We start from the raw sequence: 14,297 nt of genomic DNA on the forward strand, positions 1-14,297 counted from the left end.
TTGAAAAAGTTTGCACTGGTTTTAAGTCTTTTATTTATCATGATGGTTCCTACGATGGCATTTGCATCCGAAGGCGATGGCAGTTCGGGGAATAGCACGACTGTAAAAATAACTACAAATAATAACCAAACATATTCTGATAGCAGCGATTCACAACAGGATGGAGACAGCAAGGATCAAAATGACGGAAAAGATGAAGATTGTGATAAAGATGGAAACAAAGAGGATGAAAGCGGTAAAATCCAAGGAAAAGGCCACATCAGTGCAAATGTAGATGCAAAGGCTGTCGCACTGGACGAAGAAGGTGAATATAAACTCGATTTGACGGTAACAGCGACTAATAAAATGGATAAAACAGCAACGGATGTCCAACTTGAGATAAAACTTGATCATTCCATCCACCTATTGGACAACCTATTAGACGGCCTCAAGCTGGACAAAGACAACAATCTCGTTATCAGCCTCCCAGACCTTGCGGCAGGCGAAACGAAAACATATACATGGACAATGAATGTTAAAGCCTCTCCAGGAATTCAACATAAAGCCATCAACGCCAAGATTACAGCGAATATAGAGGATGGTAAAGAAGAAACTTGCATGAAAGGCGATCTATATTTGCCAGGACTTCCTTCTAAGGAAGAGCCTAAAGGCAAAATTGATGCGAAAATCAAAACAAATGCCATCGCATTGGATGACAAAGGGAATTATAAGATTGATATAACCATCATGGCTACAAACAACATGGATAAACTTTCAAAAGGCGCGATGCTGGAATTGATGCTGGATAAAGCCTTGCACCTAAAAGGAAAAGAAATTAAACTTAATGAAAAAAACAATCCAGTCTTCATTCTTCCAGATTTAAAACCAGGTGAATCAAAAGATTGCCATTTTACTTTAATGGTAGAGGCGCTGCCAGGAGAAAAACACAAGATGCTTAGTGCAATGATACATTCAACTTCAGGGGTTACAGGAGACGTTTCAAATGAATCGAATGGAACTACCCTTAAATCAGAGCTTGTTTTACCTGTATTTACATCAGCTGATAAGGGGTCCAATCAAACTGGTGGAACAGCCGTAAAAGGAGTCTCAACAAAAACTCCTTCATCCGGCAGCACGTCTTCGGCTTCCAACAATTCAAGCTCCACTATGGTGAAGAATGGAACATTGACAGCATCAGCTGCAAACGGATCCATGATGATGCTTCCAAAAACGGGATCTGTATGGAATGGGAAAGCATTCATCTTAATCGGCAGCATGTTCCTATTCGCAGGACTATTCCTTTTCTTTAGAAAATCATTAGGAAAAATCTAAAACAATGAGGCGTTTCACAATGAGTAAATGGCTGGCACTTTTTCTGATCATCATCGGAGCGGTATTCATTGCTTTTCCAATCTATTCAAGCTATAAAGTGAATACCGTTCAAGCCAATCTGGAAAATCAATGGAATAACCTGAATACAGCCTATGCATCAGATGAACCAGATTTACTGCAGCAGCAGCCAACAGTGGAATCAGCAAATGACCAACCGAATGACAAACCTGATAAGACATCTGATAAACAAACAGAATCTAAAGTTTCTTTGCCTAGGACGGCCATCGGGAAAATCACGATAGATAAAATTGATTTATCGGCTTACATCGTGAAGGGTGTAGAAGCAAAAGATCTGAAATATGCTGTCGGCTGGTTCCCGGACACATCCTTGCCTGATCAAGGAAGCAACATGGCGCTGGCCGGACACAGAAGCTACACATACGGCCAATTTTTCAATAGATTGGACGAACTCAAAAACGGCGACATGATTACCATCGAGACCAAAAAGGGAATCTACCGCTACAAAGTTTATAAAAAATTTGTAGTGAAACCAACGGAAGTTTCTGTTCTAAACCCTTCAAAAAAATCAGAATTGACTTTGATCACCTGTACTCCAATGTACTCAAGCAAAAACCGATTAATCGTAAAAGCGATAAAAGTTTAAAGAGGCGGAAATTCCGCCTCTTTTAGCTTTGTCAGGATTCTCCAAAATAAATGCGGTATCATTCCTCATATGTAAGCTCACAGCCGTGCACTTGATTTGTGCAATGGGCATTTATTATATAAAATGATAGATGTGATAAATTCTTAATAAAGGAAGATTCGATGATTGTACAAACAGAACAGGAATTAGAAAAACTGAAGGAAATCGGTAAAATTGTTTCCTCCATTAGAGAAGAAATGAAAAGTAATACAAAACCAGGCATCACAACCAAGGAACTTGATGAGATAGCAGGAAGAATGTTTGAAGAGGCTGGGGCCATCTCCGGACCGAAAGGCGAATACGACTTCCCTGGCTTCACTTGCATCAGTGTCAATGATGAAGTCGCACATGGAATTCCAGGGGACCGGGTGATTCAAGACGGCGATTTAGTAAATATCGACGTTTCCGGCTCCAAAGATGGATTCTATGCAGATACCGGTATTTCTTTTGTGGTCGGAGGCGGGAATCCGGAACTCGAAAGACTTTGCCAATGTGCCGAGAGCGCCTTCCAAAAAGGATTGGAAAAAGCAAAAGCAGGATCTAAACGCAACGGAATTGGAAAAGCGGTAACGAATGAAGCAAGAAGAAATGGCTTCAATGTCATCATGAACCTGACCGGCCATGGAATCGGCAAATCGCTCCATGAAGCACCAGATCATATCCTCAATTACTTTGATCCATGGGATAATGCACTGTTCAAAGAAGGAACAGTCATTGCCTTCGAACCATTCATCTCAATGGGGGCTGACGAGGTCATCCAAGCAAGCGACGGATGGACATATAAAACTCCGGACGGAAGTCTAGTGGCGCAGCTTGAACATACCATCGTCATTACAAAAGACAAACCGATCATTTTGACACTTTAAAATTTTAAAAAGAGCATCCTCCATTTGTGAGGATGCTCTTTTGTGTACATTCATTCAAAATGCCAGCACTTTACAAAAATGAATTTCTTCTTCTGAACGAGTTTCTTCTATATAATGTGCTCGCTGATAAAGCCTGATTGCTTTTTCCCAATCCCGGTTGGTTTCGAGGACGATTTTATCGAATCCTTGTTCAGCGGCAATGCTTTCAAGAAAGATCAGCATCTCGGCGCCAAACCCCATCTTGCGAAATTCAGTCTTTACAGAAAGCCGCTGAATCCGCCCCGTATATATATCTTCAATCGAAAGGGCACCCGTACAAACGATTTCCCCATTCCATTTGCCGATATACATTTGGTGAGTATTGGGCGATTCCATATAATATTGTCTAAAATGGACTAAATCCTCATTATATTTGATATCAAAAGGATCGAAATACTCTTTCAACCCTTGGATAATGATCTCAAGTGCAGCATTTGCAGTTCCATCCCTCATCTTTTCAAACTGAAGCGCCAGTTCAACAGAATCATTCAACCTTTTGCTCCATCCAGCTGGACTTTTGAGATGATAATTCTGTACCGTTTTTTCCTCCGAGACAAATATTCTTCATCACACCCGCCTTATCAAAGTTGAAAATATGGACAGGGAGGCTGTAGTCGCGTGCAAGGAGGAGGGCGGATTGATCCATCACTCGGATATTGTTCTTGACGACATCATCGTAGTTCAATGTTTGATACATTTTCGCATCCACATGTTTTTTGGGATCCATATCGTAGACTCCATCGACCCCTTGCTTGGCAACCAGGATGGCATCGCAGTTCATCTCTATGGCACGCTGCACGCTTGGATAGTCCGTGGTCACAAACGGCTGGCCGTTGCCGCCTCCGAAAATGATGACATATCCTTTTTTCAAATGTTCAAGTGCTTTTAATCGGATGTATGGTTCCGCAACAGAAGGGACGGGGATGGATGTCATCACGCGTATTTCCTTATCAGTCTTCGATTTCAGGACACCCCGTAACATCAAACTGTTAATGATGGTTCCCATCGTTCCGATATTGTCCGCTTCCACACGATCGATGCCCCATTGTTCAGCAAGATTCCCTCTGAAGATATTCCCGCCGCCGATGACAATCGAGACTTCCACGCCAAGATTCACGATGCTCATCACTTCTTCGGCAATGTGCTCCAATTTTTCCTGCGCAAAGTTTTCTCCTGCATCATTTCCGAGGGCACCGCCGCTCAATTTGATCAAAACTCGTTTATAAAAACTCACTCCAACCCCTCCAAATCACACCCATAATTTTGCAAACTGTCAAAATTATACCACTAAATCCTCCACTGTCCATTATTTTTCTTAAATATTCCTTAAAAATGATAAGGTAAAATAAACCCCTAATGTAAAAGAATAGTAGAAAAACCACCTATTTATATCAGTGGAATTTCCACTAATGGAAACAACTGTATATGTAATGGGAATGTAACCAAATGAACATTATTTTGTTATTTGCTTGTCATTTTCATGTGTTAGTCTTTTTCCTGTTAGCAAAAACGTGCTGACGAAAAGGAGGATACTTCAATGAAAAAATCTATCGTAGCGTTGGCGACAGCCGCAGTATTTACAGGAGCAATGGCTGGAACTGCTTCCGCACAAGAATATGAAGTAAACAAGGGAGACACACTTTGGGGTATATCAAAACATTACGGTACAACCGTTGAAAATCTTAAAGAGTGGAACAATCTAGGTTCCGATATCATATATCCTGATCAGGAATTAACGGTTTCCCCATTAGAACATTATTCTGTTGGCGAAGGAGATACACTATGGGGCATCGCCAATCAATATGGCGTTACAGTGGATCAAGTGAAGGAATGGAATAAACTTTCATCTGACTTGATCAAGCCTGGCCAAAGCTTAGTTATTTACTTAAACGATAAAGCTTCATCCGCTCCAGTCCAACAAAAGACAGAAGCACCTAAGGAAGAGGCAAAACCTGCAGCACCAGCAAAAGATACAGCTGCACCAGCAGCAGCACCAAGCTCACAACCAGCAAACACTGAAAAAGCTGCACCTGCAAAAGCAGAAGCTGCATCCAGTGAAGACAGCAATGTTGCGAAAGAACTTACTGTTAAAGCAACAGGCTACACAGCTGATTGTGAAGGATGTTCAGGAATTACCGCTACCGGGATGAATGTAAAAGATAACCCGAATGCCAAGGTAATCTCTGTAGATCCTAGTGTCATTCCGCTTGGTTCTAAAGTATTCGTAGAAGGCTATGGTTATGCAACTGCAGCCGATACGGGCGGCGCCATCAAAGGCAACCGCATCGATATCTTATTCCCATCCAAGGATCAAGCAATGGACTGGGGAGTAAGAACAGTTAAAGTGAAAGTTTTAAAATAAGCCATTTAGTTTAGTTCCCCCCTATTAAACTATAAATTTTTCAGGTCCGCCGATTGGCGGGCCTCTTTTTTTCTATTAAAGGGGAGAGAAGATTGAGATAGAATCACCACCCCATTAAAATATTGTCATTTTTCAGAATTTGTGGTCTGATAGAATGTAGTTGATTGAAGGGGGTTTTGTAATGGCTGTACATAAAATTGAATTGAAAAATGAACATCTTCATGCGTCTTTTTCGAGAGACTATGAACCTGTCTTAACGATACAATCCGGGGATTCCATTGAGTGCATGACACCGGATATCGGCTGGGGCTACAACGATCCGCAGGGTCACAGGACGAATTTCCACTCCCGTCTAAAAGAGCAGGAGTGGGGGCATCCGATGATCGGCCCAATTTACGTTCAGGAAGCGAAACCAGGAATGGCTTTAAAGATTCAAATTGAACAAATCACCCCTGCTCATTATGGCTGGAACTGCGCTGGGGGCAATCAAAGCTGGCACAGCAGGATTTTGGGAGTAGACACAATGGAAGAATCGACATTGGATTGGGAAATTGACCGGGACCATAAGACTGGTAAAACCCGCATAGGAGAAAGGTCATTCACCGTAGATCTAGAACCATTTATGGGGGTCATGGCCGTTGCACCTGAAGAGCCGGGAATACATCCGACGATCCCGCCTGGACGTTTTGGCGGCAATATCGACTGTAAAGAACTTGTGGAAGGCACAACGCTTTATTTGCCCGTGTTCGTCGAAGGTGCATTATTTTCTGTGGGCGATGGGCACGCAAAGCAAGGGGATGGGGAGGTTTCCGGACAGGCTATTGAATGCCCTATGGATTCTGTCGTCCTTAATATTGAAGCCGTTGACATGCAATTGAATGGACCACTGGCGAATACCCCTAAAGGATGGATGACGTTCGGCTTCCATAAAGATCTGAATGAGGCGACCATCATCGCACTGAACGAAATGATTCATTTCATGCAAAAGAAATATGATTTGAGTAGAACGGAAGCTGTCACTTTGGCCAGTACCGCCGTTGATCTGCATATCACTCAAATCGTCAATGGGGTCAAGGGAGTCCACGCGATTTTGCCGCATGGGGTTTTCCGCGAATCTTAAAATAAAGAGAGCCCCGAGTCAGGGGCTCTCTATTTACATATGTAAAAATTCTGGCATATTCGCAACCTGATAACGCTCAAAATCATGCTTGATATTTTCAGGCAGGTAGTTTTGGGCATCCGCAAAATCGACCCATTTATGATCCGAATGCTCAAAAGAAAGGGTGACATCATTACGATCGGCTGTACATAAATACGTATTGATCACCACTTGCCGGTGCGCATGGGTGAAAAAAGAGGTGGCATAAAGGATGCGTTTCACGGATGCTGAAAGTCCCGTTTCTTCTTCTATCTCCCTTGCCAGTGCCGATTCAAGCTGTTCTCCGAAATCCAGCTTGCCTCCCGGGAATTCCCACGTTCCGCCTCCAGAGTCATGGGGGGAGCGCTGAACAATCAAAAATTTCCCTTCATGCAGGATGATCCCTTTTACCGCCATAACAATTTGGTTCTCTTCTTTCATTTTCTGCTGCTCCTTTCTAATCCCGGTTCCGTTTATACATCGTCCAAAATCCGATATCCTTAAACCCGATCCGCTTATAGATGCTTCCTGCAGCCGGATTATCGTAGAAGAGGCAAAGCTCTTTGCCTTCAGCCAGCAGAACCTGGCAAACCTTGCTGACACACATGGATCCATATCCTTTTTTCGTGTGGGAAGGGTGGGTGCATACCCCGACAACCATTGCCGATTGGGTATTTTCTGCTGCAGTGGACGCAGCGGAAATTATTTCACCATCTTTTTCAATGAAAAATGACCTGGCAGTACCTTTTTCCATGTTCCTTCGTTTCTGTTCAGCAGTTTCCATACTGTTGAATTCCTTGATATGCCCATACAGTTCAACTATTCTATCGACATCTGCCGGTTTTGCTTGTTTTACCAAGTCCAGGTCGGAAGGAACATTTTCGGCATCTGTACATTTTGCATAGTAGAATTTCCGTGCATGCAGCGAATTCCAAGGGAGGAATGGTCTGACCCGTTCAAGGATGGGTTCAAGCCCCGATACCATCTCTGCATGATCATCTTCTCCAATGATTTTGGCAAAACCGAACGCATCAACTCCTTCTACATCTTCCGCATAAGGGATATAATTCTGCTGATATTTCAATAGAATGCCTTTAAGGGAACCTTCATGGTCAAAATCGCCCCATAAAGTTTGAAAATCCTGATCATATCCAAATGCTTCAATATCCCCAATGATAAATAGATTTTCCGCTGCTTTCGGCAGCACCAATTCCATCACTTTCTCATGGTCAGCTTCTGTCAATCTTCTAATCATGTCAATTACTCTCCCAATACATAACAAGTATTTTTCTTCCATTTTACCATAAACATAAACGTGGAGAATCTCCAAAAATATTGAAAAAATAAAATTGCCAAAAAATTGATGGATACATATAATATAAACTAGGTAGTCTATTTTATTAGAGGAGGGGAAAAATGACAGATATCAGGCTGTTAAAAGAGGAAGAAATGGGCGCATTTGTCGAAATTGCCGTAAATGCTTATCCAGGGATGATGAGCGGAGGGCTTGAAGCAAAGCAAAAATTAATGGAATCGCTGCAAAAAGCACAAGCCGAAGATCCTTCTATTGACCTGATGGGCGTTTGGAAAAACGGCACACTTGTCGGAGGAATGCGGCTTCATCAATATGAAATGAACTTTCATGGGAATATGATTCAAACAGGGGGTGTCGGATTTGTTAGTGTTGATTTACTCCACAAAAAAGAAAAAATCGCCAAAGAAATAATTCAATATTTTATCCGTCATTTTAAGGAAAAAGGCGTTCCCCTTCTTAGTCTGTATCCATTTCGTCCTGATTTTTATAAAAAAATGGGGTTTGGAATGGGTACGAAAATGGATCAATATGCAGTAGTCCCTAGAGCCTTCCCTAATTTCAAAGACAAAAGCGGGCTGGTATTCCTGGATGCATCCGACAAAGAGGATGTAAAAAAATGCTATGAGCTAAAAGTAATGAGCACCCACGGAATGATGCACAAAACAGAGGCTGAACTCGACCGGATGTTTCAAAATCCCGAAATAAAAATAATCGGTTATAAGAATAATGGGAAATTGGAAGGGTATCTGCAATTTCATTTTAAGAAAGCAAGCGAAATGAATTTCATCAAAAATCACTTGATCATTAAAGAATGGATTTACGAAACACAAGAAGCATTCAAGCAATTTTCGTCGTTCCTTCATTCACAGGACGATCAATTCGAACGGATCATCATTAATACGCAGGATGAAAGTTTCCATATGATTTTTGACGACCCGCGAAATGGGACGGATCATTTAATTCCAAGCGTCTACCATGAAACCAATAAATCAGGTGCAGGAATCATGTATCGGGCGGTAGATCCCCCTCAACTTATCAACGCCATTGGAATCATGCCAAATCCTGCAGCTGATTTCGTTTGTAAACTATTCATCAACGACTCTTTTGACCTTGACGGAGAAAAAGAATGGATCCTTTCTAATCAGAACCATATTCTTTCTCTTAAAAAAAATGAGGGCGAAGGGCATGACTTCGCAATACAAATCGACATCGCTGATTTTTCTTCCATGATCATGGGTGCTGTTTCACCAGCGAAGCTCTATCAATATGGCAAACTTTCAATCTCAGGGCCAGACAACATCCGCCATATCAAAACAGTGTTTTCCCATATGGACCGTCCTGTGTCCATGACTGCATTTTAAAATTCCTCCGTACCGGGGGATTATTTTTCTTTTAAGTCCGCCTTGAGACGGATTAGAAATCATTCCTACTAATGGTTATAAAAGGAATTATGTTCATGTATAATCAACATAGAGATAAGTTGTTTTAATTTTCTCTAAAATAAGATTTCTCAGGAGGTAGACTATGCTGAATAAAGCATTGATTGAAGATGTCCTTTCTGAGGCCCTCAGCACTGGCGGGGACTTTTCAGAAATCTTCGTAGAAGATCGCTTGACGAATACCATTACGATGCAAAGCGGAAAAGTGGAAAAAAGCTTATCAGGAAGAGACTACGGAATTGGCATCCGTATTTTCAAAGGCTTAGAGAGCTACTATGCCTATACAAATGATTCTTCAAGGGATGGTCTTTTGCAGGCAGCGAGGAATGTTGCACAGGCTGTAAAAGGAGGAGGGATGATTACTCGACTTCCACTAGAAAAGAGAATCTATCAATCTCCACATTTGATTGCCATTCCGCCGACAAGTGTGCAAAACGCGAGAAAAGTGGCCGTGATGAGAAAAGCGAATGAAATTGCCAAGAACTATGATGAAAAAATCCAGCAGGTAATGGTCAGATATTTTGATGAAGAGCAAAATGTCCTCATTGCCAACTCTGAAGGGACTTTTACAGAAGATAAAAGAACAAGAAGCCGCATGGCCATTCAAGCCGTTGCAGCTGAGGGAAGCAAGATGCAGCCTGGATTCTATGGACCGGGAGCTTGCAAAGGATTTGAATTCATTGAAAACCTCAACCTGGAGCATTATGCAAAAGAAGCGGCAAGAATCGCAGTAACAATGCTCGATGCAGAGGCCTGCCCAAGCGGAAAATTCCCTGTAGTCATCGATAATGAATTCGGCGGAGTCATTTTCCACGAAGCATGTGGTCATGGTTTGGAAGCGACATCCGTTGCGAAAAATAACTCGGTTTTCGCCAATAGCATAGGAGAACAAGTGGCTTCGGATGTTGTCACGTATATCGATGATGCCACAATTGAAAACGAGTGGGGATCCACTTCCATTGATGATGAAGGGGAGCAGGGACGTAAAAATGTCCTCATCGAAAATGGGATTTTAAAAGGATACTTGATTGATAAATTCAACTCGCGTCGAATGAAAATGGATTCAACCGGATCTGGCCGCCGCCAAAACTATCGCTTCGCCCCGACATCCAGGATGACAAATACATACATCGCTCCGGGAGCATCCACTCCGAAAGAAATCATCAGCAATACTGAACACGGAATTTATACGAAGTATATGGGTGGAGGACAAGTAAATCCGACAACTGGCGACTACAACTTTGCTGTTATGGAAGCATACATGATTGAAAATGGAAAAATCACAAAGCCTGTCAAAGGAGCCACTTTGATTGGAAATGGTCCGAAAACGCTCCAATTAGTTGACATGGTTGGAAACAACCTGGGCCATGGAGCAGGAATGTGCGGTTCTTTAAGCGGCAGCATCCCGGTCAATGTGGGGCAGCCCATGATCCGCGTCAGTGAAATGACAGTCGGTGGAAGCAAGGAGGGCAATTAAGATGAATCTGCAGGAATTTCAAAAAAAACTTCTGAATAAAGGGGAAGCCCACGGATTTTCGGATATGGAAATCTATTATGAAAAAGCAGAGAATTTTGCCAGTAATATTTATAAAGGAGAGATTGATTCCTATTCAACATCAGTTGAGATGGGACTGTCTTTCAGGGGATTATATAACGGGAATATGGGGTATGCCTACACGGAAAAACTCGATGAAGAGTCGATTGATTTCCTATTGAATAGTGCCATGGAAAATGCCGCAATCATGGAAGTGGATACCCCTGAAGAAATTTTTTCAGGCAGCACATTTTATGAACAAGGAAATTTTTATTCTGCGAGTTTAAAAGAAACGTCCGTAGATGAAAAATTGGCATTCCTCAAGGAACTGGACCGCTGCATCTATGAAGCCGATCCCAGAGTGGATGGTACGGATTATTTCACCATGCAAGTGCAGGAGAAAGAACGTGCACTTTTCAACAATAAAGGGCTTTCCCTTCATGAGAAGCTCAATGACCTTATCTTATATGTTTCAGTCGTCGTGAAAGAAAATGGGATCACAAAAACCGGTGAAAAGCTTGTATTCTCAAAAGATCTGCGGGAATTAGACCCTGCTAAAATTGCAAAAGAAGCAGTGGAAGAAGCTGTTTCCTATTTAGAAGCCGTATCAATCCCAAATAAACAGTATCCGATTGTTTTAAGAAACACTGCAGCCGCAAGCTTGTTTGGTACATTTGCCTCAATTTTTTCAGCTGAAGAAGCTCAAAAGGGAATGTCCCAGTTAAAAGACAAAGTAGGGGATTCGATTGCTTCCTCCATCCTGGATGTCGTAGATGACCCTTTCCTTAAAACAGGTGTTTTCAGCCGGACATTTGATGGCGAGGGTGTGGCATCAAAGCCGTTAAACTTGATTGAAAAAGGAAAATTGACATCTCTCCTTCACAATCGCAAGACAGCCAAAAAAGAAGGAACGGAATCAACTGGCCACGCCTACAAAGATTCATATAAAGGCGCGTTGACGGTTGCTCCTTCCAATTTGTATATCACACCTTCCCAATCATCATTTGATGATCTCGTTTCATCTATTGAAGAAGGTGTCGTGATCACAGGCCTTTCCGGATTGCACTCAGGGGCGAATGCCGTATCAGGTGATTTCTCTGTGGCTGCATACGGATACCGGATTGTTGATGGGAAAATTAAATCGGCCGTCAATCAAATGACGATTGCCGGAAATTTCTTTGACCTTTTAAAGGATATAGAAGAGGTAGGAAGCGACCTCGATTTTGCTTTCTCCGTCTCTCCAGGATATATCGGATCTCCATCATTGAAAGTGAAGAAACTTTCCGTTACGGTGGAATAATTTAAGGGGACCTTGCCAGTTTTGAGGCGGGGTTCTTTTTTTTGAATTCCTATCTCAGTGTTTATGAAAGGGGCGTTTCGGTTAAATACTAAGTGGAGATCATAATAGATTTTGGAGGGATTGTTTTGAAAAAAGTATTAATGGTATTGACGAATTCAAGCAAAATTGATGACGAACACGAAACCGGCCTATGGCTTTCTGAATTTGCCGAACCGTATGTGGCCTTCAAAAACAATGGCTATGAGATAAAGGTAGCCAGTCCCGAAGGAGGAAGGATCCCATTAGACCCAAACAGCCTTGAAGACGAGCAGCTATCTGAATGGGACGAAGCCATTTCTAAACTGGAAAACACCGAAATTCTTGGAGGAGTGAACACCCACGATTTCAACGGTATTTTCCTCCCAGGTGGACACGGTACTATGTTTGACCTGCCTGACAGCAAGGAGCTGTCGGAAACGCTCGCACACTTCGCTGAAAATAATAAAGTAATCGGTGCCGTATGCCACGGTCCTGCAGGATTTACAGGAACTAAATTATCAAATGGCAAATGGCTCGTTGATGGAAAAAACATGACAGGCTTCACCAATGAAGAAGAACAGCAGACGGGATTGGAAAAAGCCATGCCGTTCCTGCTTGAATCCAAACTGAGAGAACAAGGGGCAAAATTTGAAAAAGCTGCTGCTTACTCAGATTATGTTGTGGCAGACGGCAAGTTCATCACTGGACAAAATCCGCAGTCAAGTGCATCAACAGCAAAAGCTTTCATTGAAGCTCTAGGATAATCGACATAAGACTTTGATATGAATATTTTGGCCCGGCGAATATGCTGGGCCTAATATTATTTTTATAAAGGAGGAGCACCTTTAAAATGATTGATCATTATCAATTTTCCGATGATGGAAAAACACCTAACCATTCTAAATGGCCGTTGCTTATTTATAAAAATGGATTGGGAGACAAGAATACAGCCGAAGCCTGCGGAGAATTATTTGAATCGAACGGATGGGATGGAGTATGGGTAAACGGCGTGTACCCGTACCACCATTTCCATAGCACAGCACATGAAGTCCTTGGTGTTGCAGGAGGAACTGCAGTCGTTCAGATGGGCGGAGAAAACGGAAAAGTGCTGACCGTTGAAAAAGGGGATGTCATCATCATCCCGGCAGGCGTGGGCCACAAAAAATTAGAGGCAAGCAGCGACTTCCACGTTGTTGGCGCCTACCCAAAAGGACAAAAAGCTGACCTGCTTAAATCCGAAAACCATGACCATGAACAAGCCAAATCAAACATAGAAGATGTCCCGCTGCCAGAAAAAGACCCGGTATTTGGTGAAAAAGACGGACTGTTTGACTATTGGAAATAGAATATTTCAACAAAGGAGGGCCAAATTTGGTCCTCCTTTTTTTACAATACGATTACAAACGCTTTAATTCTCCATTTCTGGCGGATATCCCCTTTTAAAATCGCACTATTTTGGACTATAATTAAAAAAGTGCAATTATTCTTTACTCTATTAAGGTTTCATAATAGATTCACCAATAGAAAGGGCTTTTGCTCGATGACAATCAATAAAAAACCAAAAAGAAAAAAAAGAAAAATTCGAATTATACATATACTGCTGATCCCAGTCATTCTTTTCAGCCTCCATCTTTTAATTTATGGCCCGGACAAGTCAATGAATCAGCTCAACCAATTTGTTTCCAACCAGGCGAAAAAAGAAATACCCCCAGACTATATCCCGATCTATAAAGCAGCTGCGAAGGAATACGGTATTCCATGGACCCTGCTTGCCGCGCACCATCGGGTGGAAACTAAATTCTCTTCGATGAACAATATGGTCTCTTCAGTTGGAGCGGAAGGCCCGATGCAATTCATGCCCTGCACATTTGTTGGATGGTCGTATCCTTCATGCAGCGGCCTCGGTAAAGGGAATATCCCTGAAAAGGATAAAACAAATCCGGATGTCATCAAGAAATACGGCGGATACGGGGTCGATGCCAATGGAGACGGTAAAGCAGATCCATGGGACGATGAAGACGCCATTTACAGCGCTGCAAATTACTTAGCGAAAAACGGGGCTGCAGACGGGGAAATCTCAAAAGCCGTATTTGCCTATAACCACAGCCAGCGCTATGTAAAAGAGGTCCTTTATTTTGCCAAGATCTATAAAGGCCCTAACTAAAACCTGAATTCATAGGAATCCGTGCATCGTGATTCAATGAATTCGGGTTTTCTTTGTTTAAAAATTTTGTATTCATGGGTAAAAAGAACCATATCAAGGGATATCCTT

The 14,297-nt window shown here is 42.3% G+C and carries 15 protein-coding genes; 11 read left to right on the forward strand and 4 right to left on the reverse strand.

The genetic code is table 11. From position 1 onward, the window contains the following. From DFR59_RS05615 to map, 3 genes are all read left to right on the forward strand, one after another. Nucleotides 1-1,311: a COG1361 family protein gene (locus DFR59_RS05615; protein ID WP_114744621.1), complete on the forward strand. Its 1,311-nt coding sequence runs from the start codon at nt 1-3 to the stop codon at nt 1,309-1,311. Nucleotides 1,312-1,330: 19 nt separating this feature from the next. Then, nucleotides 1,331-1,975: a class D sortase gene (locus DFR59_RS05620; RefSeq protein ID WP_158538328.1), complete on the forward strand. Its 645-nt coding sequence runs from the start codon at nt 1,331-1,333 to the stop codon at nt 1,973-1,975. Nucleotides 1,976-2,136: 161 nt separating this feature from the next. Next, entirely contained in the window at nt 2,137-2,880 is a 744-nt protein-coding gene (gene map, locus DFR59_RS05625; protein WP_114744623.1) for a type I methionyl aminopeptidase, read from the forward strand. A gap of 54 nt (nt 2,881-2,934) precedes the next feature. On the opposite strand, the gene DFR59_RS05630 is transcribed toward map, so the two are convergent. Further along, nucleotides 2,935-3,411: a GNAT family N-acetyltransferase gene (locus tag DFR59_RS05630; RefSeq protein ID WP_114744624.1), complete on the reverse strand. Its 477-nt coding sequence runs from the start codon at nt 3,409-3,411 to the stop codon at nt 2,935-2,937. Then, complete coding sequence (gene pyrH, locus DFR59_RS05635; RefSeq protein ID WP_114744625.1) at nt 3,404-4,153, reverse strand: UMP kinase; 750 nt, start codon at nt 4,151-4,153, stop codon at nt 3,404-3,406. Before pyrH ends, DFR59_RS05630 begins: the two co-directional genes overlap by 8 nt. Nucleotides 4,154-4,456: 303 nt before the next feature. Between pyrH and DFR59_RS05640 the strand changes: the two genes are divergently transcribed. Both DFR59_RS05640 and DFR59_RS05645 read left to right on the forward strand, forming a co-directional pair. Then, nucleotides 4,457-5,281: a 3D domain-containing protein gene (locus DFR59_RS05640; protein WP_114744626.1), complete on the forward strand. Its 825-nt coding sequence runs from the start codon at nt 4,457-4,459 to the stop codon at nt 5,279-5,281. A gap of 181 nt (nt 5,282-5,462) precedes the next feature. After that, nucleotides 5,463-6,401, forward strand: a complete 939-nt coding sequence (locus DFR59_RS05645; RefSeq protein WP_114744627.1) for an acetamidase/formamidase family protein — start codon at nt 5,463-5,465, stop codon at nt 6,399-6,401. A gap of 33 nt (nt 6,402-6,434) precedes the next feature. On the opposite strand, the gene DFR59_RS05650 is transcribed toward DFR59_RS05645, so the two are convergent. After that, the gene (locus DFR59_RS05650) at nt 6,435-6,860 is read right to left on the reverse strand and encodes an NUDIX hydrolase (RefSeq protein WP_114744628.1); all 426 of its coding nucleotides are present in this window, start codon (nt 6,858-6,860) and stop codon (nt 6,435-6,437) included. Nucleotides 6,861-6,876: 16 nt separating this feature from the next. After that, nucleotides 6,877-7,674, reverse strand: a complete 798-nt coding sequence (locus DFR59_RS05655; protein WP_114744629.1) for a GNAT family N-acetyltransferase — start codon at nt 7,672-7,674, stop codon at nt 6,877-6,879. A 161-nt stretch (nt 7,675-7,835) separates the two neighbouring features. Here DFR59_RS05655 and DFR59_RS05660 point away from each other — a divergent pair, with 161 nt between their 5' ends. The 6 genes from DFR59_RS05660 (at nt 7,836) to DFR59_RS05685 (ending at nt 14,189) form a co-directional block, all read left to right on the forward strand. Beyond that, entirely contained in the window at nt 7,836-9,095 is a 1,260-nt protein-coding gene (locus DFR59_RS05660; RefSeq protein ID WP_114744630.1) for a GNAT family N-acetyltransferase, read from the forward strand. A 163-nt stretch (nt 9,096-9,258) separates the two neighbouring features. After that, a complete protein-coding gene (locus tag DFR59_RS05665; protein ID WP_114744631.1) occupies nt 9,259-10,650 on the forward strand; it encodes a TldD/PmbA family protein in 1,392 nt (463 codons plus the stop codon). Nucleotide 10,651: 1 nt separating this feature from the next. Next, nucleotides 10,652-12,007, forward strand: coding sequence for a TldD/PmbA family protein (locus DFR59_RS05670; protein ID WP_114744632.1), 1,356 nt, complete (start codon nt 10,652-10,654; stop codon nt 12,005-12,007). A 125-nt stretch (nt 12,008-12,132) separates the two neighbouring features. Then, entirely contained in the window at nt 12,133-12,789 is a 657-nt protein-coding gene (locus DFR59_RS05675) for a type 1 glutamine amidotransferase domain-containing protein (RefSeq protein ID WP_342768307.1), read from the forward strand. Between the two features lie 86 nt (nt 12,790-12,875). Then, on the forward strand, nt 12,876-13,370 hold the full coding sequence (locus DFR59_RS05680) for a cupin domain-containing protein (RefSeq protein WP_114744633.1): 495 nt from the start codon (nt 12,876-12,878) through the stop codon (nt 13,368-13,370). A 195-nt stretch (nt 13,371-13,565) separates the two neighbouring features. After that, nucleotides 13,566-14,189 (forward strand): lytic transglycosylase domain-containing protein, encoded by a 624-nt coding sequence (locus DFR59_RS05685; protein ID WP_211318523.1) that lies wholly within the window; start codon nt 13,566-13,568, stop codon nt 14,187-14,189. Nucleotides 14,190-14,297 lie beyond the last annotated feature (108 nt).

The organism is Falsibacillus pallidus, assembly GCF_003350505.1.
In the GTDB taxonomy this organism is placed as follows: domain Bacteria; phylum Bacillota; class Bacilli; order Bacillales; family DSM-25281; genus Falsibacillus; species Falsibacillus pallidus.